This is a genomic window from Pseudomonas sp. AF03-9 (assembly GCF_020515815.1).
In the GTDB taxonomy this organism is placed as follows: Bacteria; Pseudomonadota; Gammaproteobacteria; order Pseudomonadales; family Pseudomonadaceae; genus Aquipseudomonas.
The window spans coordinates 24,807-48,073 of sequence record NZ_JAHPJF010000001.1 but is presented as its reverse complement, the minus strand read 5'-3'; the positions used below and the strand labels follow the sequence as shown (position 1 = coordinate 48,073).

Here is a 23,267-nt window from a genome sequence, read left to right as displayed (position 1 = left end):
TGTGCTGGGGCTGCATGGAAGTGTATCTGCCGAACATTCACTGACGTTAATTTCTGATCAGTCTTTGGCTTGGAAATGTTGCCCGGGCGTCCGGTCTTGGCCGTTAGTGGGCCTCGGAATCGCTTTGTTGGGCACAGCCGACCTGTTGATCGTCTGTTTACAGAATAAGTGTGCTCGTCAGTAGCCTTGTTAGACTCGTCAGAAGAGACGTGCACCGCTGGCAGAAGAGCCAGTCCTGACGTGTGAAGCAGTTGTTTCGGTCGCATGTGCGGCGTCAACAGTGAAGCATCAAGCGTTGTCCGCAAATGCCATTAGCCCGGCTGAGGGCCGGGCTTGGCAGAAGCTTGCTACGAACGTCTGTGTATTAGTACAGACGAACGGCGCGGCGCTGTTCGCGCTGAACTTTCTTGGCGTGACGCTTAACAGCGGCTGCTGCTTTGCGCTTACGCTCAGAAGTTGGCTTCTCGTAAAATTCGCGGCTACGAACTTCAGCCAGTACACCGGCTTTTTCGCAGGAGCGCTTGAAACGACGCAGAGCTACGTCGAAGGGTTCGTTCTCTTTAACTTTGACGGCTGGCATCCAGAGCTACCTTCTTTCATTACCGGGATCAACGTTCTCGTCGCAAACAATTCGCGGCTGAGGTCGTCGGTTTTTAAGGGTTGCGGATGTTAACCCCTCATTGGCCGGAATGCAAAGCCTCTGATCGAAAACCGCTAGTCGGGAGGGGGAGTGGCGACTATTATGCGCGCCTTCGAATTCAGCCTCTACAAGGCGCAAACCCATGCTAGTACTGGGACTTGAAACCTCCTGCGACGAAACCGGTGTCGCACTTTACGACAGTGAACGCGGGCTTTTGGCCGATGCACTGTTCAGTCAGATCGACCTGCACCGCGCCTATGGCGGCGTGGTGCCGGAGCTTGCCAGCCGAGATCACGTCAAACGCATGCTGCCGTTGATTCGCCAGGTGCTGGACGAGGCCGGTTGCGTGCCGACCGAGATCGATGCGATTGCCTACACGGCTGGCCCAGGATTGGTCGGAGCCCTGCTGGTTGGGGCCTCTTGCGCCCAGGCACTGGCCTTCGCCTGGGGCATTCCGGCCCTTGGCGTGCACCATATGGAAGGCCATTTATTGGCTCCAATGCTGGAAAAAACACCGCCAGAGTTCCCGTTCGTCGCTTTGTTGGTTTCCGGCGGCCATACGCAGCTGGTTCAGGTGGATGGCATCGGCCAATACACGCTGCTGGGTGAATCCCTGGACGACGCCGCCGGCGAAGCCTTCGACAAAACCGCGAAGATGATGGGCCTCAACTATCCAGGCGGTCCGGAAATCGCACGGCTTGCCGAAAAAGGCGTCGCCGGTCGCTACACATTTCCGCGTCCGATGTGCGATCGTCCGGGTTTGATGTTCAGCTTCAGCGGCTTGAAGACCTCCGCGTTGAATACCTGGCAGCACAGCGTCAGCGCCGGAGACGACAGCCAGCAAGCCCGTTGCGACATCGCGCTGGCGTTCCAGCAGGCCGTGGTGGAGACTTTGACCATCAAGTGCAAGCGTGCGCTGAAACAGGCGGGCATGAAGCGCCTGGTGATTGCCGGTGGCGTCAGCGCCAACAAGGCCTTGCGCACGTCGTTGGAAAAAATGCTCGGCGACATGAAGGGCGACGTGTTCTACGCGCGCCCCGAGTTCTGCACCGACAATGGCGCGATGATCGCCTACGCCGGCTGCCAGCGCCTGCAGGCCGGGCAGCATGAGAGTCTGGCGATCAGCGTGCAGGCGCGCTGGCCGATGGAGCAGTTGTCTGCGTTGTAGGCCTTTGCACGGGGCAACGTGAGCGGGTATTTAAAAATGCCGTTCGCGCCCGGCAAACAGGTCGCGTAAATTGCCGCGGTGGCGCCAGACGATCAGCAATGTCAGCACGCTCATCGGCAACAGTGCCGCCGGCTCCTGCCAGGCCAGCAGCGGCAGGGTCAGCGGGGTGGCGATCAGTGCGGCGAGTGAGCTGGTGCGGGTCAGGTAGAACGTCAGCAGCCAGGCAATAACGGCCAGCAACGCTGCTGGCGGGTAGATCCCCAGCAACATGCCGGCCGCCGTGGCGACACCTTTGCCACCGCGAAAGCGGAAGTACAGTGGGAACAGATGGCCGAGGACGGCACACACGCCGACCCAGGCCTGCTGTTGCAGGGTAAGACCGGCGAGGCTGGCGATCAGCACGGGCAACAGGCCCTTGCACAGATCGCCCAGCAGCGTCAGCACAGCGAGCTTCTTGCCCGCCAAGCGCAACATATTGGTGGCGCCGGCATTGCCTGAACCACTCATTCGCGGATCGGGATTTCCCGTCAGGCGGCTGAGCAAAATGGCGAAGGACAGCGAGCCGAGCAGGTAGGCGAAAATCGCCAGTGACCAAAACATGCTAACTATTCCGGGCGAGGACGCCCTGATTCTAACGGGGCATCGCGCCCTTGTCGTGCTGCGGAGAAGAGTGCTTGGACAGAGTGTTTATCGAAGGCCTGGAAGTCGACACCGTGATCGGGGCCTACGACTGGGAGCGCGGAATCCGCCAATGCCTGCGCCTGGACCTGAGCTTCGCCTGGGACAACCGCCCGGCTGCGGCCGGTGACGACCTGACCCTGGCCCTGGATTACGCCAGCGTTAGCACGCGCATCCAGGCGTTTGCCGAGCAATCCCAATACCAGCTTGTGGAAACCTTCGCCGAGCGTCTGGCCGAAGTGTTGATGAGCGAGTTCCAGATTCCCTGGCTGCACCTCAAGTTGACCAAGCCAGGGGCTGTGCCGGCCGCCAAGGGCGTGGGCGTGGAGATCGAGCGCGGATGTCGCTAACTCAGATTTACCTTGGCCTTGGCAGCAATATTGATCGCGAGACCCACCTGCGCGCCGGTCTTGATGCATTGGCGAGCTTTCTGACGGAAATACGTTGCTCGGCTGTGTTCGAAAGCCAGCCGGTGGGCATCAAGAGCGGTCCGTTCTTTAATCTGGTGGTGTCGGCCTATACCGACCTGTCATTGATGGAGTTGGATCGTCGCTTGAAATCCATCGAGGCCGATAACGGTCGCTATGCGCCGGACCGCAAAGGCTTGCCGCTGGACATCGACGTACTGCTGTATGGTGACCTGGTGGGCGATTTCGATGGTTTGATCCTGCCGCGAGCAGAGATCCTGAAGAACGCCTTCGTGCTGTGGCCGCTGTCACTGATGGCGCCGCAGCGTGTGCATCCTGAGGTGGGCAGGACCCTTGGCGACCTGTGGCGCGATGCGCAGATCGACCAGGTGCTGGCGCCTGTCGGGTTTGAATGGCAAGGCCAGCAACTCACGCCCGATGAGCTTCTGTAGGCCTGTGGCGAGCGCTGGGGGGCGCGGCGCCCCCGCGCCACGGTGGATTGGCGTCTACAGGTTGTGTTGCTCTTTGTAGGTTTTCAGCGCCTTGAGCCGTTCGCGCTTGAGCGCCTCGCCCAGTTCCGGGCCTTTGAAGCCCTTCTCCAGCAATGGCGCCACCGCCACCTCCCGCGCGGCCTTGGCAGCGCCGCGTAGATAATCCGCCTGTGGATAACTACGCTGCTCGAAACCCTTGCGGCCCCGGGCATCCATTTCGCAGGCGACCACAAACTCTTCAAAGCGCTGTGGTCGACGGTACACGTCAAAACTCTGCAGTAATTCCAGTAAAGTCGAGGCCTTCAGCTCCAGTGCCCGGTGGCCGTGGGTGTGATATTGGCCCACCAACAGTGCCAGTTCCTGGCAATCTCGCGGCACCTTGAAGCGTTCGTTGACCGCCTTGATCAGTTTGAGGCCGGTGTATTCGTGCGCAATGTGCTGTGGCAACTTATCCACAGGCGTCAGGCCCTTGCCCAGGTCATGCAGCAGGCAGGCCCAGCGAACAGTCAGCGGCTGTGTGTGTAGGGCGGCCTGTTCCAGCACGCTCAAGGTATGCACGCCCGTGTCGATCTCGGGGTGGTGCGCGGCGGGTTGCGGCACGCCGAAGAGGGCATCCACTTCCGGCATCAAGGTTTTCAGGGCGGCGCAGTCGCGCAGCACTTGGATAAATACCTGTGGCTGATCTTCCATCAGTGCGCGGGAGATTTCCTTCCAACTGCGCTCCGGAGTCAGGGCTTCCAGTTCGCCGGATTCACTGAGTTGACGCATCAGCTCCAGGGTTTCTGGTGCGACGCGAAAACCCAAGGGCGCGTAGCGCGCGGCGAAGCGGGCAACACGCAGGACTCGAAGGGGATCTTCGGCAAATGCGGGGGAAACGTGACGTAAAATGCGCGCTTTGAGATCGCGCTGCCCGTTATAAGGATCGGTCAGGTTGCCGTCATCATCCTCTGCCATGGCATTGATGGTCAGGTCGCGGCGGATCAGGTCTTCTTCCAGCGTGACGTCAGGGCTGGCGTGAAACACAAAGCCACCGTAACCCCGGCCGCTCTTGCGCTCGGTGCGGGCGAGGGCGTATTCGTCACCGTTTTTCGGGTCGAGGAACACTGGGAAGTCCGAGCCCACCGGCTTGTAGCCCTTGGCGAGCATCTCTTCTGCCGTGGCACCCACGACAACGCGGTCGATGTCGGTGACCGGGATGCCCAGCAGGCGATCCCGTACCGCACCGCCGACTTTGTAGATTTTCATGAAAAAGCCTCCATTAGCCGCACAGGATACCGCCTGTGCCCTGCCAATGGAGGCTTTGCCGTTTCAGAGGTGGACGACGGCAAGGTCCAGGCGGCCGTAGTCGTTGTCGTTGTGATCGGTGCGCGGGGGCACGTGGTGGGTTTTCATCACCTGATCGCCCTGCAGGGTTTCCAGGTGGATGTCGAAGCCCCAGAGCCGATGCAGGTGCTTGAGCACTTCCTCGGTGGACTCGCCCAGGGGTTTGCGGTCGTGTTGCTGGTGGCGCAGGGTCAGCGAACGGTCACCGCGCACGTCGATGCTGTAGATCTGCACGTTGGGTTCGCGGTTGCCCAGGTTGTACTGCGCCGCCAGGGTTTCACGGATGATGCGGTAGCCGGGTTCGTCGTGGATGGCCGGTACCACCAGGTCGTCCTTGAGATCGTCGTCGAGGATGCTGAATAGCTTGAGGTCGCGAATCACCTGGGGGGACAGGTATTGCAGGATGAAACTCTCATCCTTGAAGCTGCTCATGGCGAACTTGATGGTCGACAACCAATCGCTGCCGGCGATTTCCGGGAACCAGCGGCGGTCCTCCTCGGTGGGGTGTTCGCACATGCGCCGGATGTCGCGGTACATGGCAAAGCCCAGCGCATAGGGGTTGATGCCGCTGTAATACGGGCTGTCGAAGCCGGGCTGGAATACTACGCTGGTGTGGGATGTGAGGAACTCCATCATGAAACCGTCGGTGACCAGGCCTTCGTCGTACAGGTCGTTCATCAGCGTGTAGTGCCAGAACGTCGCCCAGCCTTCGTTCATCACTTGGGTCTGGCGCTGTGGATAAAAGTATTGGGCGATCTTGCGCACGATGCGCACGATTTCCCGTTGCCACGGCTCCAGCAGCGGCGCGTGTTTTTCCAGGAAGTACAGGATGTTTTCCTGGGGTTCGGCGGGGAAGCGCGCATTGTCCTTGTCGCTGTTTTTACCGGTCTTTTTCGGAATGGTGCGCCATAGGTCGTTGATCTGTTTCTGCAGATGCTCCTCGCGCTCCTTTTGGCGCAGGCGTTCTTCCTCGGCGGAAATCGGGTACGGGCGTTTGTAGCGATCGACGCCGTAGTTCATCAGCGCATGGCAGGAGTCGAGCAGGTCTTCCACCGCATCGATGCCGTGGCGCTCCTCGCACTGCATGATGTACTGCTTGGCGAATACCAGATAGTCGATGATCGAGCTGGCGTCGGTCCAGGTACGGAACAGGTAATTGCCCTTGAAGAAGCTGTTGTGCCCGTAGCAGGCATGCGCCACTACCAATGCCTGCATGCAGATGGTGTTTTCTTCCATCAAATAGGCGATGCACGGGTCGGAGTTGATCACGATCTCGTAGGCCAGGCCCATCTGGCCGCGGCTGTAGGACTTCTCGGTGCTGAGGAAGTGCTTGCCGTAGGACCAATGGTGATAACCCAAGGGCATGCCCACGGAGGCATAGGCGTCCATCATCTGTTCGGCAGTGATCACTTCGATCTGGTTGGGGTAGGTGTCCAGGGCATAACCCGCCGCAATACGGCTGATTTCCCGGTCATAGGCCTGGATCAGTTCAAAGGTCCACTCGGACCCCGTGGAAATGGGTTGGCGCTTTTGCTCTTTTTTGGCGGTCATGTCACTAACCTGCGCTGGAAGAGTTCACGGAAGACCGGGTAGATGTCGCCGGCCGAGACCAGTTGCTGCTGGGCGAACGTGTCGGCAAAGGCTTCGCCGATGCGCTCGTATTCGAACCACAGGGCCTGGTGCTCACGGGGGGTAATCTCAACATAAGTGTAGTACTGCACGAACGGCATGATCTGGTTGATCAGGATGTCGCGGCAGATGGGCGAATCGTCGTTCCAGTTGTCGCCGTCCGAGGCCTGGGCGGCGTAGATATTCCATTCGTTGGCCGGGTAACGTTCGGCCATGATCTCCTGCATCAGCTTCAGTGCGCTGGAGACGATGGTGCCGCCGGTTTCCCGTGAGTAGAAGAACTCTTCTTCGTCCACTTCCCGGGCGCTGGTGTGATGGCGGATAAACACCACGTCGATCTTGTCGTAGTTCCGTTTCAGGAACAGGTACAGCAGGATGAAGAAGCGCTTGGCGATGTCCTTGGTGGCTTGGGTCATGGAGCCGGACACGTCCATCAGGCAGAACATCACGGCCTTCGAACTGGGGTTGGGCTGCTTGACCAGCAGGTTGTACTTCAGGTCGAAGGTGTCGAGGAACGGCACGCGGTGAATGCGCGCACTGAGTTTCTCGATTTCTGCCTCGATTTCCTGAATATCGCCGAAGTTGTCCGGCTCTTCGCGTTTTAGACGCGCCAATTCTTCCTTGGCTTCCTTGAGCTTGGCGCGGCTGCTGCCGGACAGTGCAATACGCCGCGCATGGGCCGAGCGCAGGGTGCGGATGATATTGATGCGAGACGGATTGCCCTCGTTGCTGATCCCGGCACGCACAGTCTTGAAGGTATCGGTGCCGGTCAGGTTGCGCTTGACCAGATTGGGCAGTTCCAGGTCTTCGAACATGAATTCGAGGAACTCTTCCTGGGTGATCTGGAACACGAACTCGTCCATGCCCTCGCCGGAGTTGCCGGCCTTGCCCGGGCCTTTGCCACCGCCACCGCCTTGGGGGCGCTGGATATGTTCGCCGGTGGTGAACTCCTTGTTGCCGGGGTGCACGACAGTCTGTTTGCCGCCCCGGCCGTGGTGCAGCACCGGTTCGTCGATGTCCCGGCCGGGAATGCTGATTTGTTCGCCATGCTCCATGTCGGTGATGGAGCGGCGGCTCACGGCCTCTTCAACGGCCTTTTTGATGTGGTCACGGTAACGTCGCAGGAAACGCTGGCGGTTTACCGTGCTCTTGTTCTTGCCATTGAGGCGTCGGTCGATCACATAGCTCATGGGGAGCCCTCCGGGCAGCTTCACGTTACAAGCTTCAAACTGCGAGCTGGAAGCTTAAAGACAGGCGGTCAGTAGCCAGGCCCGAGGCCTGGCACTGCACGCTTGTCGCTGCCTTACTGCGATTTGCGCACCCGCAGATACCACTCGGAGAGCAGCCGTACCTGTTTGTCGGTGTAGCCACGTTCGACCATGCGTGTGACGAAGTCGTTGTGTTTTTGCTGATCCTCCTTGCTGGCCTTGGCATTGAAGCTGATGACCGGCAGCAGGTCCTCGGTGTTGGAGAACATTTTCTTCTCGATGACCACCCGCAGCTTCTCGTAGCTGAGCCAGGTGGGGTTCTTGCCGTTGTTGTTGGCCCGGGCACGCAGCACGAAGTTGACGATTTCGTTGCGGAAATCTTTCGGGTTGCTGATGCCGGCCGGTTTTTCGATCTTTTCCAGTTCCTCATTGAGGGCTACGCGGTTGAGGATCTCGCCGGTTTCCGGGTCGCGGTATTCCTGGTCCTGGATCCAGAAATCGGCGTACAGCACGTAGCGGTCGAAGATGTTCTGGCCGTACTCGCTGTAGGACTCCAGGTACGCGGTCTGGATTTCCTTGCCGATGAACTCGATGTAGCGCGGTGCCAGGTATTCCTTGAGGAACCGCAGGTAGCGCTCGCGGGTCTCGGCCTGGAATTGTTCCTGTTCGATCTGCTGTTCCAGCACGTAGAGCAGGTGCACCGGGTTGGCGGCGATCTCGTGGGGGTCGAAGTTGAAGACCTTGGACAGGATCTTGAACGCAAAGCGTGTCGACAGGCCGTTCATGCCCTCGTCCACACCCGCGGTGTCGCGGTATTCCTGGATCGACTTGGCCTTTGGATCGGTGTCCTTGAGGTTCTCGCCGTCGTACACGCGCATCTTCGAGTAGATATTCGAGTTCTCCGGCTCCTTGAGGCGCGACAGCACGGTGAACTGGGCGAGCATCTTCAGGGTGTCGGGCGCGCAATGGGCCTTGGCCAGGGAGCTGTTGAACAGCAGTTTGTCGTAGATCTTGATCTCATCGCTGACCCGCAGGCAGTACGGCACCTTGACGATATAGATCCGGTCGATGAAGGCTTCGTTGTTCTTGTTGTTGCGGAAGGTGTGCCACTCCGATTCGTTGGAGTGGGCCAGCAGGATGCCGGTGAACGGAATCGCGCCGAGGCCTTCGGTACTGTTGTAGTTGCCTTCCTGGGTGGCGGTGAGCAGTGGGTGCAGCACCTTGATCGGTGCCTTGAACATCTCCACGAACTCCATCAGGCCCTGGTTCGCCCGGCACAGCGCGCCCGAGTAGCTGTAGGCGTCGGCGTCGTTCTGTGGGAACTCTTCCAGTTTGCGAATATCGACTTTGCCCACCAGCGCCGAGATGTCCTGGTTGTTCTCGTCGCCCGGTTCGGTCTTGGCCACGCCGATCTGGTTAAGGATCGAGGGGTAGAGCTTGACCACGCGGAACTGGCTGATGTCACCACCGAATTCGGCCAGGCGCTTGGTGGCCCAGGGCGACATGATGGTGTTGAGGTAGCGCCGGGGAATGCCGAAATCTTCTTCGAGGATCGCGCCATCTTCGGTGGCGTTGAACAGGCCCAGGGGCGACTCGAACACCGGCGAGCCCTTGATGGCGTAGAAGGGCACTTTTTCGATCAGTTGTTTGAGTTTTTCGGCCAGGGACGATTTACCGCCACCGACGGGGCCGAGCAGGTAGAGGATCTGTTTCTTCTCTTCCAGGCCCTGGGCCGCATGGCGGAAGTAGGAGACGATCTGGTCGATGCATTCTTCCATGCCATGGAAGTCTTCAAAGGCCGGATAGCGACGGATCACCTTGTTGGAGAATATTCGCGACAGCCGCGAATTGTTCGAGGTGTCTATCAATTGCGGCTCGCCTATCGCCAGCAGCAGACGTTCGGCGGCAGACGCGTAGGTGCTGCGATCCTGTTTGCACAGCTCGAGGTACTCTTGCAGCGTGAGTTCCTCCTGCTGTGTGGATTCGAAGCGGTTTTTGAAGTGGCTAAAAATACTCATGACGTCGTCACCTCGCTCGATACGTGGAGCCGACGCCGGATCAATCAGTCGATGCTGGCAGTCATTGGCAGACGCCAATGGCCGTTTTCCCCCCAGAACACCCTGAAACGCTACCGATGACCCGCACGCCGGTGTACCGGCTCTCCCCTGATTCGGATGGCCTGCGCTTAAGGATAGTTCGGAATCAGGGAGGTCAAGGCACGATGCGTAATTAGTTTGGCTGCGCCGTTCGTCAGAAACGGCGCGAGCCCAAGCGTCACGCGGGGTAGCGGGGTGTGAAAAAAATTATTGCGAGTCGCCTGAGGAAATTTCCGCAGGAAAGGTCGTACGCCACAGCTCAAAGCCACCGTCCAGGCTGTAGACGTCGGAGAAGCCCTGGCTGATCAGGTAGGCCGCTGCGCTCTGGCTGGAATTGCCGTGGTAGCAACCCACGATCACCGGTGCGTCGAGGTCGGCGGCGCGGATGAAGTCGGCGATGTTGTGGTTGTCCAGGTGCTGGGCGCCGCTGATGTGTGCAGCGGCAAAAGTCGGTTGGTCGCGGATGTCGACAACCACTGCGCCTTTCTCGCGCAGGGCCTGGGCTTGTTCGGGAGAGATGCGTTTGAATTCGCTCATGGGGGGCTCCTAGGGCTTGGCGGCCGGCAGGGTAACGGAAAGAGGCGATTCGCACTGGCAGCTGTGGCGCTCGCCGGTGTCGATGTTCATCAGGGTCATGGCACCGCCCCACACGCAGCCGGTGTCGAGGGCAAATATACCGGGCTCGGTGCACTTGCCTTCGAGGGCTGCCCAGTGGCCAAAGATGATCTTTGTGCCGGCGGCCTTGCGGTCCTTGTGGGCGAACCAGGGTTTGTAGCCGGGCAGCGCGGTGTCGGCGCCTTCCTTGCTCTTGAGGTCCAGCTTGCCTTCGGCGGTGCAGAAGCGCATGCGCGTGAAGTAGTTGGTGATCACCCGCAGGCGGGCGACGCCGGTCAGGTCGTTGTCCCATTTCACCGGATCGTTGCCGTACATGCCGTCGAGGTAGGCGGTGTACAGGTTGTCATCGGCCAGGGCCGCCTCGACTTCGGCAGCGCACTTGAGGGCTTTCTTCAGCGTCCATTGCGGCGGGATGCCGGCATGCACGAGGGCCATGTTGCGGGCCTCGTCATAGTGCATGAGCTTTTGTCGGCGCAGCCAATCGAGCAAATCGGCCCGGTCCGGTGCGTCGAGGATCTCCCGCAGGGTGTCGCTTTTTTTCAGGCGTTCGACGTTTTTATCCGCCGCCAGCAAGTGCAGGTCGTGGTTGCCCAGCACGCAGACCAGGGAATCGCGCAGGCTATATAAGTAGCGCAGGGTCTCCAGGGATTCGGGGCCGCGGTTGACCAGATCACCGACCAGCCACAGACGGTCGCTTTTCGGGTCGAAGGCCACGCGCTCAAGTAAGCATTTGAGGGGCTCCAGGCAGCCTTGCAGGTCGCCGACCGCGTACGTCGCCATCAGTGCAGGGCTCCTGGCACGGCGAGGCGGAAGGGTGCGATGACGGCGTCGAACAGCTGGCCGTCCGTTGCTTTCATCTGATAGGAACCTTGCATGGTACCGACCTTGGAGGTCATCACCGTGCCGCTGCTGTAGGTGTGGCTGGCGCCGCAGTCGATCAACGGTTGCTGGCCGACGACGCCGGCACCGCGTACTTCCTCGACCTGACCGTCACCATCGGTGATCACCCAGTGGCGTGATAGCAACTTGGCCGGCACCAGCCCGTTGTTTTTCACCGTGATGGTGTAGGCAAAGGCGAAGCGGTTCTGTTCAGGTTGCGATTGGTCCGCGAGGAAGCGGGTGACGACGCTGACGTCGATCTGATAGCGAGGATCGGACATGCGAAAGGCCTTAAAAGCAAAAGCGGAGGACAGCAGATGCGGATCAGTCTAGGCCAAGAGGCGGGCACTAGGCCAGACATGCCGTCTGGCCTGTGCTCGGCAGGCTTCAGTCCGCGGCGGGCGCTGGCTGGATGGCAAGCTGGTCGGCCAGGCGCACGAATGCAGCCAGGTCCAGCTGCTCGGGGCGCAAGCCGCCGTCGACGCCGGCGGCTTCGATTTCAGCATTGCTCAGCAAAGCCTTGAGCGTGTTGCGCAGGGTCTTGCGACGCTGGTTGAAGGCCTCGCGTACCACGCGTTCGAGCAGCTTGTGATCCTTGGCCGGATGCGGCAGCACAGCGTGTGGCACCAGGCGCACGATGGCCGAATCGACCTTCGGCGGCGGGTTGAATGCGCCCGGGCCGACATTGAACAGGTGTTCGACGCGGCAGTGGTACTGGACCATGATCGACAAGCGGCCCCAATCACCGCCGCCAGGCCCTGCGGCCAGGCGCTCGACCACTTCCTTTTGCAGCATGAAGTGCATGTCGCGGATGATCCCTGCGTTATTCAGCAGGTGGAAAATCAGCGGCGTAGAGATGTTGTACGGCAGGTTGCCCACCACGCGCAGGCTGTTCGGCGCGGCGTTGAGGCTGTTGAAGTCGAACTTCAGCGCATCGCCCTGGTGCAGGTTGAAGTTGGGCTTGTTAGCGAACTGCTGGTTGAGGATCGGGATCAAGTCCTTGTCCAGTTCCACTACGTCCAGTTGCCCACCGCTGGCCAGCAGGCCTTGGGTCAGTGCGCCCTGGCCCGGGCCGATTTCCAGCAGACGGTCTTCGGGTTTGGCATGGATGGAGCGCAGGATGCGGTCGATCACGCCAGCGTCGTGCAGGAAGTTTTGCCCGAAGCGCTTGCGCGCCCGGTGTTGGTAATGCTCGGTCATATACGGGTCTCGGCCATCTGATAGGCGGTTTCCAGGGCCACGTGCAGGCTGCCGGTATCGATCTTGCCGCTGCCCGCCAGGTCCAGGGCAGTGCCATGGTCGACGGAGGTGCGGATGATCGGCAGGCCCAGTGTCACGTTGACGGCGGCGCCGAAGCCTTTGTATTTAAGCACCGGCAGCCCCTGGTCATGGTACATCGCCAGCACTGCGTCGCAGTGCTCCAGATATTTGGGGGTAAACAGAGTGTCTGCAGGCAATGGGCCGCGCAGGTCCATGCCTTCTTGGCGCAGACGCTCCAGGGTGGGTTCGATGATGTCGATTTCTTCATGGCCCAAGTGGCCGCCTTCACCGGCGTGGGGGTTGAGCCCACAGACCAGGATACGCGGTTGGGCGATGCCGAATTTCTGTTGCAGGTCGGCGTGCAGGATGCGCGTGACGCGCTCCACCCGCTCGACGGTGATGGCGTCGGCAATTTCACGCAGCGGCAGGTGCGTGGTCACCAGGGCGACGCGCAGGCCGCGGGTGGCCAGCATCATCACGACTTGTTCGGTGTGGGTCAGTTCGGCGAGGAATTCGGTATGCCCGGAAAAGGCGATCCCGGATTCGTTGATCACGCCCTTGTGCACCGGTGCGGTGATCATCCCGGCGAAGTCGCCGTCGATGCAGCCTTGGCCGGCACGGGTCAGTGTTTCCAGGACGAACGCGGCATTGGCAGTGTCCAGTTGCCCGGCCACCACCTTGGCTTGCAGTGGGGTGTCCCACACATACAGGCTGCCGGCGGGGGCGGGCAGGTCGGGCCAGTTGCCCGGTGCCACATCCAGCAAACTGACAGCCACGCCCAGTTGCGCGGCCCGCTCGAGGAGCAGGTCGCGGCTGGTAATGGCAATCAGCGGGTGTGGCTGGGGGTGCGAGGCGAGCAGCAGGCACAGGTCTGGACCAATGCCGGCCGGCTCGCCGGGTGTTACTGCGAAACGCTGGGGTTTCACTGGGTTGCCTGGTCGGTGCCTGTTTGCTCGGCGCCTGGCAGCTTGTTTTCTACGTAGGCTTCGTCACGGATCTGACGCAACCAGGTTTGCAGCTCTTCGTCGTATTTGCGGTTACGCAGTACGGACAGGGCTTGTTGCTCGCGGGCCTGGCTGGTGTTGTCGGTGGCGCGACGGCCAAGGACTTCCAGCACGTGCCAGCCATATTGGGTCTTGAACGGCTTGGACAATACACCCTGCGGGGTATCGGCCATCACCTGTTGGAACTCCGGCACCAGGGCTTTCGGGTCGATCCAGTTCAGGTCGCCGCCGTTGAGGGCGGAACCCGGGTCTTCCGAGAAGCTCTTGGCCAGGGTGGCGAAGTCTTCACCGCTTTGGATGCGGTCGTAGATCTTCTGGGCCAGTTCCTTGGTCTGGGCTTCGGTGCGGATTTCGCTAGGTTTGACCAGGATATGACGAACGTGCACTTCGTCTTTCAGCGAGGTCTCGCCGCCGCGTTTCTCCAGCAACTTCAGGATGATGAAGCCGCCCGGCGTACGTGCTGGCTGAGTGATTTCACCCGGCTGCATGGCGCTCAGCTCACGATCGAACGGAGGTGGCAATTGAGCGGCTTTACGCCAGCCCATGTCACCGCCGTCCAGGGCGTTGTCGCTGCCTGACTTGGCGATAGCCATCTGAGCAAAGTCGGCACCTTGCTTGAGTTGGTTGTAAATTTCCTGGGTTTTCGCCGCTGCTGCATTGAGCTGTTCGGAGTTGGCGCTGTCCGGGGTAGGGATCAGGATGTTGGCCAGGTGCAGTTCTTCGGAAAGCTGCATCTTGCCCAGGTCCGAGGCCAGGAAGTTCTTCACTTCCTGCTCGGAGACCTGCACCCGCTCAGCTACGCGACGCTGACGTACACGGCTGATGATCATTTCGCGACGGATCTGGTCACGGGCGTCCTCATAGGACAAGCCGTCGTGGGCCAGGGCGGCACGGAACTGGTCAATGCTCATATTGTTGCGCTGAGCGATGGTGCCAACCGCCTGGTTCAGTTCTTCGTCCGAAATACGGATGCCCGAACGCTCGCCGATCTGCAGTTGCAGGTTCTCGACGATCAGGCGTTCCAGCACCTGTTGGTCCAGCACGCTGGTCGGTGGCACGCCACCGCCACGCTTGGCGATGGTTTGCTGAACTTCCTTGACGCGTTGGTCCAGCTGGCTCTGCATGATCACGTCGTTATCGACGATGGCCACCACTTTATCCAGCTGTTGAACCGCAGCGTGTGCCGATGCGGTACCCAGGAACAGCGCGCCCAGTACGAGCGGGCGCAGACAATCAGAAAGCTTGGTCTTCACGTTCACGATAACCTTCAATGCCTTTGTCGAGGAAGCTCTCTACCTTGGCGCCGGTCAGGCCGCCGAGTCCTTTGAGGACGATCTGCAGGAAGAGCCCGTGGTCACCCTTTTCGTTAAGCGGGGCGATCTGGCTGTATTCGTCGTTGGCAACCCAGTAACGGTTGATGACACGCAGTTTCCAGCAGCAGTTGTCGTACTCGAAACCACCGAAGGCTTCCAGGGTGCGGTTGCGGGCATAGTCATACTGCCAGCGGGTGATCAGGTTCCACTGCGGAACGATCGGCCACATCATCGAGAAGTCGTGTTGCTGGATTTTGTAGTAATCCTTCACGTAGTTGTCAGCGCCTGGCGTGCCGTAGTCACCACCGAACTGCCATTTGCCGGTCAGCTGGTTGTACACCACCTGATCGTTGCGATAGCGGTAGCCGAGGTTGACGACCTTGTTCGGGTTGTCTTCCGGCTGGTAGTGGAACATCGCGCTGCCGGAACGAGGACTGTGGTTCTCGGTGTCCCAGTTGTAGTCGGCCGTGGCGCGCCAGTCGCGGTTGAAGCGGAACTCGTAGTCCAGGGCGATTGGCGATACATCGGACTGTGCGTCGGCACGGTCTGCGGCGAGGATGCCCGGCAGTTGCACCTCACGATCCTTGAAGTACAGCGCCTGGCCAACGGCGATGCGTTGACGTTCGAAGCCGTTTTCTTCGATCCAGCGGCTAGTCACACCCAGGGAGAGCTTGTTCTCGTCGCCGATCCGGTCGGAGCCGCTGAAGCGGTTGTCACGGAACAGCGAGGCATAGCTGAACGAGTACTCACTGGTGTCGAATACCGGGATGTCGCTCTGGTCCTTGTTCGGTACGTACAAGTAGAAGGCGCGCGGTTCAAGAGTCTGGCGATAGTCTTTGCCGAACCAGTTGGTGTCGCGGTCGAAGTACAGGCCGCTGTCGACACTGGCGACTGGCACGGCACGGTCTTGCGAGCTTTTGAATGTGCCGCCGGAATATTGGGTCCCGGCTAACGCTGCTGCTGCTTGCGCCGCAGCGATGTCGTTCTTGCCTCGGTTATCCAGATCAAGATCGTACTTGGTGTAGACGTACTTGAGCTTCGGCGTAATGAAACCGTAGGTCGACTCCATCGGGTATGAGACAGCCGGGGCAGCGTTCAGGCGAGTACCGTTTGCACGGGTTAACCCTCTGACATATTCATCCAAGCGTTTTTCACCGACAGTACCGTCCGCATTTATCGGGCCACCGTCTTCATTGATGACGTTACCGCTCCTGAGATTCCGATCGAACCTTACGGCCTCGGTTTCATAGGTGAAGTCCAGTCCACCCGGATGGTAAGGCAGTGTCCCGTTGAACGTGATCTGCGGCAACCTGTCATACGGGGTTATCTGGGAGATCGTCGCCAACTGATAAGCCTGGACATTTAAGCGCGCCCTGTAGGAGTCGCCACGGTAAGTCAGCGCCCCTTGCTGGTTCAGGAAGTCTCGGCTCTCAACACCTTCCTGATAGGCCTTCAGGTCTTGGAAGTAGAACGGATCGCTGATTTTGGTGTAGTCAACCTCGGTCGACAGGCGCGAATCCAGCCCACCCTTATGCTGCCAATTGAGCATATAGCGGGTTTTTTCGTAATCGGTCTGCTTCTTGCGCTCGTCGCTATCGTCATTCAGGTACGCGCCGCCGAACTGACCTTCGCTGGACTTGGTGAGGTAGCGGAATTCGCCTTCCATCAACATGCCGCGCTTGGTCATGTATTGCGGGTACAACGTGGCGTCGTAGTTGGGCGCCAGGTTGAAGTAGTACGGCGTGACCAGGGTAAAGCCGGTTTCGCTGCCGGTGCTGAAGCTCGGCGGCAGGAAGCCGGACTGACGACGGTCGTCGATCGGGAAATAGATGTAAGGGGTGTACAGGATCGGAATGTTCTTGATCCGCAACGTCGCGTTGGTGGCCGTACCGAAACCGGTCGCCGGGTTCAACGTGATGTTGTTGCCCTTGAGCTGCCAGGCGTTGCTGTCCGGCTCGCAGGTGGTGTACGTACCGTCCTTGAGACGGATGATCGCGTTTTCGGCACGCTTGGCGTACAGCGCGCTGCCGCGGATACGCGACTTGTGCATCACGTATTCGGCGTTGTCGATCTGTGCCGCACCGGTATCCAGCTGGACTTCGGCATGGTCGCCGACGATCAGCGCGCCGTTGTCGCGCAGACGGACCTTGCCGTTCAGCTCGCCACGGTTCTCGGCCTGATACAGGCTGGCCTCATCGGATTCCATCTGCATGCTGCCCTGACGCATGACGACGTCACCGGCCAGGGTCGCGACCTGTTGTTCCTGCTCGTAACGAGAGGCCTTGGCACCGATGAAGGTCGGCGCATCGCTCTGTTTCGTCTTGTCGTTCATGCCAGGACGAGTCGGCTCGATATACGCACCGCCGCAATACGGGCCGGTTTCGGCCAGTTGGGCAGCGGTCAGCTTCTCGCGGGGTACCCAGTCCAGGTGGCTGTAGTCGGCGCTGCGCGAACGCAGGCCACGGCCCTTGGATTCGGTGACCAGTGCGGTCTGCGGCGCGGCGTCGGCGCTGCCGCCGGTTTCGCCTTGCGACGCAACGGCGGTCGAGCCAGCGGCGGCACCGTCGTGCACCGGACGCGGTGGCAATGGGGCTGCGGCGGTTTTCGGCGCGCAATCCCAGGCACCCGAAGCAGAGACTGAGCAGTCATACTGTTCCGCGGCGACCACGAATGAGGTGGCGAAGGGTTGCAAGGCCAGCAGACTGCCGGTTACCAGCAACGGAAATTTTCTACGAAACGCGGGGGATTTCAATGCCATCTTATTAGTCCGGGCTTCCTGCGTGCCATCTGCCCGCGGTTTGGGCCGCACGCCTCTCGATGGTCTGAAAAAGATGCGTGATAATAAAGCATGCCCCGCTTGACGGCTAGCGCCGTCGGAGACCCTTGTAATGCCCGAGCAAGATCTACGTTTACAACAGCTGGAAGTCTGGCTGGATGAGCAGTTACCGATCCTTTTCAACGCTCAAGGCTGGGGTGCCGTACCCCCGGCTACATTGACCGCGGCCAGTAGCGACGCGAGTTTCAGGCGCTACTTCCGTTGGGAAGGCGGTGGTCGCACGTTCGTCGTGATGGACGCCCCACCCCCCCAGGAAAACTGCAAACCTTTCGTCGATATCGCGCATTTGCTGGCGAAATCGGGAATAAATGTGCCAAAAATTTATGCAGAAGATTTGCCGCGCGGCTTTCTTTTGCTCAATGACCTGGGCACAAAAACCTATCTGGACGTGATCGACGAGCAAAACGCCGACCCATTGTTCGCCGATGCCATCAACGCCCTGCTGGCCTTCCAGCAATTGCCGATGGACGCGCCACTGCCCAGCTATGACGTGGCTTTGCTGCGCCGCGAGCTGGAATTGTTTCCCGAGTGGTACGTGCGTCGCCACCTGGGTCGTGAACTGGATACCCACCAGCAAGCGCTGTGGCAACGCGCCAGCGACCTGCTGATCGACAGCGCCCTGGCCCAGCCGAAAGTGCTGGTGCACCGCGACTACATGCCGCGCAACCTGATGATCAGCACGCCCAACCCCGGCGTACTGGACTTCCAGGACGCGGTCTACGGCCCGGTGACCTACGACATCACCTGCCTGTTCAAGGATGCGTTCCTCAGCTGGCCCCAGGCTCGTGTGCGTGAATGGCAGCGCGGCTACTGGGAGCGCGCTGTGCAGGCCGGAATTGCGGTACAGGCGCAATTTGATGACTTCCTGCGCGCCAGCGACCTGATGGGCGTGCAGCGTCATCTCAAGGTCATCGGCATTTTTGCGCGGATCTGCCATCGCGACGGCAAACCCCGCTACCTGGCCGATGTACCGCGCTTCTTTGCTTATATAGAAGCGGTGCTGGCGGATCGCCCTGAGCTGAGCGAATTGGCCGAACTGCTGACCAGCCTGCGCCAGCCCGCCGAGGCGACTGTATGAAGGCCATGATCCTGGCCGCCGGCAAAGGTGAGCGGATGCGTCCGCTCACCCTGCACACGCCCAAGCCGCTGGTGCAGGCCGGCGGCAAGCGCCTTATCGAGTATCACCTGGAGGCGCTGGCCAAGGCCGGTTTCACTGAAATCGTGATCAACCATGCCTGGCTCGGCCAGCAGATCGAAAGTTACCTGGGCGACGGCGCGCAGTTCGGCTTGCGTATCCAGTACTCGCCGGAGGGCGAACCGCTGGAGACTGGTGGCGGGATTTTCCAGGCCTTGCCGTTGCTGGGGGATGAGCCATTTCTGGTGGTCAACGGCGACATCTGGACCGACTACGATTTCAGCCGACTGCGCCAGCCGCTCCAAGGCCTGGCCCATCTGGTGATGGTCGATAACCCGGCACATCACCCCTCGGGCGGTGATTTCTACCTCGATCAAGGTTTGCTTCATGATGCTGCGCCCGGTGCCGATAACCTGACCTTCAGTGGCATTTCTGTGCTCGACCCGCAGCTGTTCGCGGGTTGCAGCGCCGGTGCCTTCAAGCTGGCGCCGCTGTTGCGGGCGGCGATGGCCAAGGATTTGGTAACGGGGGAGCACATGGCGGGACGCTGGATTGATGTCGGTACGCTGGAGCGCCTGGCGCAAGTCGAAACCCTGCTGACAGCGGGGCAGTAACATGCTGTGGCCAGGGACGCTGATCGGCGCCGGGGCTGGCTTTGCCATTGCCAGTATTCCGGGGGCCATGTTGGGTGCGCTGTTGGGGCAGGCGCTGGATCGGCGGTTGCACCTGCAAAACTGGGCGCAACTGCGCGAGCGTCTCGGCGGGCGGCCAGCGTTGCGCAACGACGAGTTGTTGTTTGTGCTGCTGGGTCGCCTGGCCAAAAGCAATGGCCGGATCGTCGACGGGCATATCCAGCAGGCGCGCCAGGAAATGCGCGCGCTGGATATGTCCGAGCCTGCCCAGCGCCGGGCGATTGCCGCGTTCAACCGCGGCAAGTCCGGCACCGACCGCGTGCGCAGCTACTTGCGCGTGCTCAAGGCCCAGCCCCATGCCGCGGAAGGTGTATTGCGTGCCTGTTGGCGCATGGTCTGGGCGGACGGCAAGGCGGATGACGCCGAGCGCGATCTGATCGAGCAATGGGGTAAATGGCTGGGCTGGACGCCGCAACAGTTGCAGGCATTGGCGACTGACTACAAGCCGGAACGCAAACCGCTGGTGAGCCGGGGGATGTCCTATCAGGACGCGTTGCGCCTGCTCGCCGTGACGGCCACCACTGAACCTGCGGTGATCAAACGTGCCTATCGGCGCCTGCTCAGCCGCCACCATCCGGACAAGATTGCTGGCACTGGCGCAAGCCCCGCGCAAGTGCTTGAGGCCACCGAGCGTACCCGCGAGCTGCACAGCGCGTTTGCATTGATTCGCGAGCGCCGGGATTTCCGCTAGTCGTCGCCAGTCTTGATTTGATAACCCATTCCAATGTGGGAGTGGGCTTGCTCGCGAATGCGGTGGTTCAGTCAAAACATCTGTGACTGATACTCCGCCTTCGCGAGCAAGCCCGCTCCCACAAGGGGATCAGCGGTGTTCTTTGAGCCTGCGATCAGTCGGCGGTTGCCTGCGGGCTCAACCAGCCACGAATCCGTCGATACAGCTGCTCCTGCTCCGCCGCGCTGTTGCCCGGCACGGTTTTAAGTGACACCTGCTTATAACCGTCATTTTTCGATCGCTTGGCGGCCTGGACGCGCTCCAGAGCTGCCTTGCGATCCTGGGCGGCGTCTTGATAGAACACATCCGCCGTGGGCACCTTCAGCTCCGGAGCCAGTTGTTGCAAATTCGGCTGGCGACCTGCGGGCGTTTTGCCAGCGACCATCACCAGTTTCTGCACCTGGGCCGGTTGTTTCTCGTTGAGATAACGCGCCGCCCACCAGGCGCCGGTGCCGTGGCCGAGCAGCACCACACTGCGCGCACCCTGGGTCTGGGCGAAGGCGACGGCGGCGTCGATGCGGTCGAAGATGCGCTTGGCGTCGGTTTTGTCGCTCTCGTCCGCACCTGGCACCACCGCCGGATCGGTGCCTTCGGCTTCGGCGCTGGCCGCTTGTTCGATGGGCTTGGCGGCGGTGCTGCCGTCTTTGCTGCTGGTGTCGACCGCTGCCTTCGGCGCTTCGATCACCCGAGGTGGCAAGGTGTCGATGTTGATGTCGGGCAGCGAGAGGCTGAGGGTGCCCCAATTGGCATTGGGCAGTTTGCGCCGCAGCGGTGCAATTGCTTGCGGCCAGTCAGCACTTTCGCCGGCGCCCGGTACGATAATCACCACGCCTTCGGGTTCGGCGCTGTTGGCCGGTTTCCACAAGGCCAGGAAGGTATCGCTGGCGGCCTGCAGTTGTTGCTGTTCCTCGCGCGGAACCTGGCGTTCCAGGGCGCTGGCATCTTCCTGGCTACGCTCCGGCAGGGGTTGGCGCACGGCAGGTGTTTCGGCGGCGGGGGCAGGCGCATCGGCGGCCTGCGCAGAAAAGCCGCTGGTAAAGAGCAGCGACAGGCACAATGCTGGCAGTGCCGAGCGGTTTCGAGGTGGCATCGTTGGTTTCCGGCCGTAAGTGATTCCAGCAGCCTAATGGGTTGGTCAGTATTTGTCAGTGATGTGAGACGTGGATCATGGGTTTTCGCTGTCTGCTGGTTATCGGCTGTTTGTGGTTTCCCTTGATGGCGGGAGCCACGCCTGTCTCTGCGGCGCCGCAAGCGCAGCTGGATGCCGGGCAACGGGAATGGTTGGCCGCGCACCCGCAGCTGCGCGTCGGCCTGGTGCTGCAGGCGCCCTACGCGCAGTACGACCGGCGCTTGCAGCGCTTGTCGGGGGCCAATGTCGAGTTGATGCAGTGGCTGGCCAAGGCGTTGAACATCGAACTGAGCTGGCGCAACTTTCCCACCCAGGAGCAACTGGAAGAGGCGTTGCGCGACGGTGAGGTCGACATCGCCCCCGGCTTGCAGCAAACCCCGGCCGGTTTGCGCCTGTGGTTGTTCACCGATCCGTATATGCGGGTGCCCCAACATATCGTCGGGACCCGTGAAGGTGGCGGCGCCGTCGAGTTGGAAAAACTCGACGAACTCTCACGCATCGCCGTGCGTATGCCCAGTGCCGTGGCCGACTACCTGCGCAGTACCTATCCCAAACTGAACCTGCAAGGCGTGCCCATGGAGCGCCAGGCCTTGCAATTGCTGCTCAGCCAGCAAGCGCGCTACGCCGTGGTGGATGAGGCGCAATTGAGCCGGCTGTCGGGTGAGGCGGAATTCGCCGGGCTGGCGGTGGTGGGGGACATCGGCCTGCCGCAATTGCTGCGGGTGGCCACGCGTCGCGAATGGCCGGAACTGGCCGGGATCATGCAAAGTGCGCTGCGCGCGATCCCCGCCCGGGATCTGGACCAACTGCACACCCGCTGGCTGCAACCCAAATACCCGCGGTTGTCGGAGTCGCCAGGGCTGTGGCAAAACCTCAGCCTGCTGCTCGGCCTGTTGCTGCTGGCCGGCCTGGCGGCGCTGTTCTGGCAGCGGCGCCAGTTGCGCGGCCTGGAGCACAGCTTGCTCGGCGCGCGGGAAGAAAGCGCCGCGCGTGCGGCGGGCGCCGAGGCGTTGCGGTTGACGCAGTTTTCCATCGATCAAAGCACCGTCGGCATTCTGTGGGTCAACTGGGACAGCCATGTGCGCTACGCCAACCGTGCGGCGGAAAGCATGCTTGGCTACGCGCCCGGAGCCTTGATCGAGCGACCGCTGATCGATTTTGATCCGACCCTGGACATGGACCGTTGGCTCAACCTGTGGAAGCGCGCCCGCGCCAGCGACGACGCCCCGCAGAACTTTGCCACCGACTGCCTGCGCGCCGATGGCAGCATCCTGCCGGCCGATGTGTCGTTGAGCTTCCTGCGCTTTGCCGACGGCGAATACCTGGTGGTCTACCTCAATGACGTCACCGAACGCCGTCGCTACGTGGCCGCGTTGCTGCAGAGCGAGGCGCAACTGCGCGAACTGTCCGCGCACCTGGAAACCGTGCGTGAAGAAGAAAAAGCGCGCATCGCCCGCGAAGTGCACGACGAACTGGGACAGATGCTCACCGTGCTCAAGCTGGAAACCTCCATGTGCGAGTTGGCCTACGCCCAACTCGACCCCGGCCTGCAGGAGCGCCTGAACAGCATGAAGCGCCTGATCGCCCAACTGTTCCAATTGGTGCGCGATGTGGCCACCGCGTTGCGCCCGCCGATTCTCGACGCCGGGATCGCCTCGGCCATCGAATGGCAGGCGCGGCGCTTCGAAGCGCGTACGCAGATTCCCTGCCTGGTGCAGGTTCCGGATAATCTGCCCGCCTTGAGCGATGCCAAGGCCATCGGCCTGTTCCGCATCCTGCAGGAGGCGCTGACCAATGTGATGCGCCATGCCCAGGCGCATACTGTCGAACTGACCCTGGCTGTGGAGGATTCGGACTTGCGGCTGACCATCAGCGATGACGGCGTCGGTTTTGTCCAGGCCCAGGGCCGCCCGGTATCGTTTGGCCTGGTCGGCATGCGTGAGCGCGTGTTGATCATGGGCGGGCAGTTGAGCCTGGACAGCGAGTTGGGGGAGGGCACCACCCTGAGTGTCACGGTGCCGTTGGATGCATAAC

Annotated in this window: 21 protein-coding genes; 7 read left to right on the top strand and 14 right to left on the bottom strand. The window is 61.0% G+C overall.

Translation table 11 applies throughout. The annotated features are described in order from the left end of the window. Window positions 1–364 precede the first annotated feature (364 nt). A complete protein-coding gene (rpsU, locus tag LIY36_RS00235) occupies window positions 365–580 on the bottom strand; it encodes a 30S ribosomal protein S21 (RefSeq protein ID WP_002551877.1) in 216 nt (71 codons plus the stop codon). 202 nt (window positions 581–782) lie between these two features. Here rpsU and tsaD point away from each other — a divergent pair, with 202 nt between their 5' ends. Next, window positions 783–1,808 carry a tRNA (adenosine(37)-N6)-threonylcarbamoyltransferase complex transferase subunit TsaD gene (gene tsaD / locus LIY36_RS00230; RefSeq protein ID WP_192299811.1) on the top strand — a complete coding sequence of 342 codons (1,026 nt, stop codon included), beginning with the start codon at window positions 783–785 and terminating at the stop codon, window positions 1,806–1,808. A 30-nt stretch (window positions 1,809–1,838) separates the two neighbouring features. Here the strand turns inward: tsaD and plsY are convergent, their stop codons facing one another. Further along, on the bottom strand, window positions 1,839–2,408 hold the full coding sequence (plsY, locus tag LIY36_RS00225; RefSeq protein WP_105524764.1) for a glycerol-3-phosphate 1-O-acyltransferase PlsY: 570 nt from the start codon (window positions 2,406–2,408) through the stop codon (window positions 1,839–1,841). A gap of 74 nt (window positions 2,409–2,482) precedes the next feature. On the opposite strand from plsY, the gene folB reads away from it, so the two are divergent. Next, the gene (folB, locus tag LIY36_RS00220) at window positions 2,483–2,836 is read left to right on the top strand and encodes a dihydroneopterin aldolase (protein WP_053131128.1); all 354 of its coding nucleotides are present in this window, start codon (window positions 2,483–2,485) and stop codon (window positions 2,834–2,836) included. After that, entirely contained in the window at window positions 2,827–3,345 is a 519-nt protein-coding gene (gene folK, locus LIY36_RS00215; protein WP_226454463.1) for a 2-amino-4-hydroxy-6-hydroxymethyldihydropteridine diphosphokinase, read from the top strand. Before folB ends, folK begins: the two co-directional genes overlap by 10 nt. A gap of 54 nt (window positions 3,346–3,399) precedes the next feature. Here folK and LIY36_RS00210 read toward each other — a convergent pair whose 3' ends face one another. From LIY36_RS00210 to LIY36_RS00160, 11 genes are all read right to left on the bottom strand, one after another. Then, window positions 3,400–4,629: a multifunctional CCA addition/repair protein gene (locus LIY36_RS00210; RefSeq protein ID WP_226454462.1), complete on the bottom strand. Its 1,230-nt coding sequence runs from the start codon at window positions 4,627–4,629 to the stop codon at window positions 3,400–3,402. 63 nt (window positions 4,630–4,692) lie between these two features. Further along, the gene (locus tag LIY36_RS00205; protein ID WP_192299808.1) at window positions 4,693–6,258 is read right to left on the bottom strand and encodes a SpoVR family protein; all 1,566 of its coding nucleotides are present in this window, start codon (window positions 6,256–6,258) and stop codon (window positions 4,693–4,695) included. Next, window positions 6,255–7,526, bottom strand: a complete 1,272-nt coding sequence (locus tag LIY36_RS00200) for a YeaH/YhbH family protein (protein ID WP_016977872.1) — start codon at window positions 7,524–7,526, stop codon at window positions 6,255–6,257. The genes LIY36_RS00205 and LIY36_RS00200 overlap by 4 nt, the downstream gene beginning before the upstream one ends. A gap of 113 nt (window positions 7,527–7,639) precedes the next feature. Then, window positions 7,640–9,562, bottom strand: a complete 1,923-nt coding sequence (locus tag LIY36_RS00195; RefSeq protein ID WP_192299807.1) for a PrkA family serine protein kinase — start codon at window positions 9,560–9,562, stop codon at window positions 7,640–7,642. Window positions 9,563–9,847: 285 nt separating this feature from the next. Then, window positions 9,848–10,177, bottom strand: a complete 330-nt coding sequence (glpE, locus tag LIY36_RS00190; RefSeq protein WP_192299806.1) for a thiosulfate sulfurtransferase GlpE — start codon at window positions 10,175–10,177, stop codon at window positions 9,848–9,850. Between the two features lie 9 nt (window positions 10,178–10,186). Next, window positions 10,187–11,035, bottom strand: coding sequence for a symmetrical bis(5'-nucleosyl)-tetraphosphatase (locus LIY36_RS00185; protein WP_192299805.1), 849 nt, complete (start codon window positions 11,033–11,035; stop codon window positions 10,187–10,189). Continuing rightward, a complete protein-coding gene (gene apaG / locus LIY36_RS00180; RefSeq protein WP_192299804.1) occupies window positions 11,035–11,415 on the bottom strand; it encodes a Co2+/Mg2+ efflux protein ApaG in 381 nt (126 codons plus the stop codon). The genes LIY36_RS00185 and apaG overlap by 1 nt, the downstream gene beginning before the upstream one ends. Before the next feature lie 106 nt (window positions 11,416–11,521). Beyond that, a complete protein-coding gene (rsmA, locus tag LIY36_RS00175; RefSeq protein ID WP_226454461.1) occupies window positions 11,522–12,334 on the bottom strand; it encodes a 16S rRNA (adenine(1518)-N(6)/adenine(1519)-N(6))-dimethyltransferase RsmA in 813 nt (270 codons plus the stop codon). Beyond that, complete coding sequence (gene pdxA / locus LIY36_RS00170; protein ID WP_124529347.1) at window positions 12,331–13,320, bottom strand: 4-hydroxythreonine-4-phosphate dehydrogenase PdxA; 990 nt, start codon at window positions 13,318–13,320, stop codon at window positions 12,331–12,333. The genes rsmA and pdxA overlap by 4 nt, the downstream gene beginning before the upstream one ends. Next, window positions 13,317–14,657: a peptidylprolyl isomerase gene (locus LIY36_RS00165; protein ID WP_226454460.1), complete on the bottom strand. Its 1,341-nt coding sequence runs from the start codon at window positions 14,655–14,657 to the stop codon at window positions 13,317–13,319. Before LIY36_RS00165 ends, pdxA begins: the two co-directional genes overlap by 4 nt. After that, a complete protein-coding gene (locus LIY36_RS00160) occupies window positions 14,632–17,469 on the bottom strand; it encodes an LPS-assembly protein LptD (RefSeq protein WP_226454459.1) in 2,838 nt (945 codons plus the stop codon). The genes LIY36_RS00165 and LIY36_RS00160 overlap by 26 nt, the downstream gene beginning before the upstream one ends. Before the next feature lie 130 nt (window positions 17,470–17,599). Between LIY36_RS00160 and LIY36_RS00155 the strand changes: the two genes are divergently transcribed. The 3 genes from LIY36_RS00155 to LIY36_RS00145 are packed head-to-tail and all read left to right on the top strand — an operon-like array spanning window position 17,600 to window position 20,065. Continuing rightward, window positions 17,600–18,625 (top strand): aminoglycoside phosphotransferase family protein, encoded by a 1,026-nt coding sequence (locus LIY36_RS00155; RefSeq protein WP_226454458.1) that lies wholly within the window; start codon window positions 17,600–17,602, stop codon window positions 18,623–18,625. Next, the gene (gene murU / locus LIY36_RS00150) at window positions 18,622–19,296 is read left to right on the top strand and encodes an N-acetylmuramate alpha-1-phosphate uridylyltransferase MurU (RefSeq protein ID WP_192299798.1); all 675 of its coding nucleotides are present in this window, start codon (window positions 18,622–18,624) and stop codon (window positions 19,294–19,296) included. Before LIY36_RS00155 ends, murU begins: the two co-directional genes overlap by 4 nt. Window position 19,297: 1 nt before the next feature. Continuing rightward, complete coding sequence (locus LIY36_RS00145; RefSeq protein WP_192299797.1) at window positions 19,298–20,065, top strand: TerB family tellurite resistance protein; 768 nt, start codon at window positions 19,298–19,300, stop codon at window positions 20,063–20,065. A 154-nt stretch (window positions 20,066–20,219) separates the two neighbouring features. Here the strand turns inward: LIY36_RS00145 and LIY36_RS00140 are convergent, their stop codons facing one another. Further along, window positions 20,220–21,194 (bottom strand): alpha/beta hydrolase family protein, encoded by a 975-nt coding sequence (locus LIY36_RS00140; RefSeq protein WP_226454457.1) that lies wholly within the window; start codon window positions 21,192–21,194, stop codon window positions 20,220–20,222. Window positions 21,195–21,271: 77 nt separating this feature from the next. Between LIY36_RS00140 and LIY36_RS00135 the strand changes: the two genes are divergently transcribed. Next, window positions 21,272–23,266 carry a sensor histidine kinase gene (locus tag LIY36_RS00135; RefSeq protein WP_192299795.1) on the top strand — a complete coding sequence of 665 codons (1,995 nt, stop codon included), beginning with the start codon at window positions 21,272–21,274 and terminating at the stop codon, window positions 23,264–23,266. Window position 23,267 lies beyond the last annotated feature (1 nt).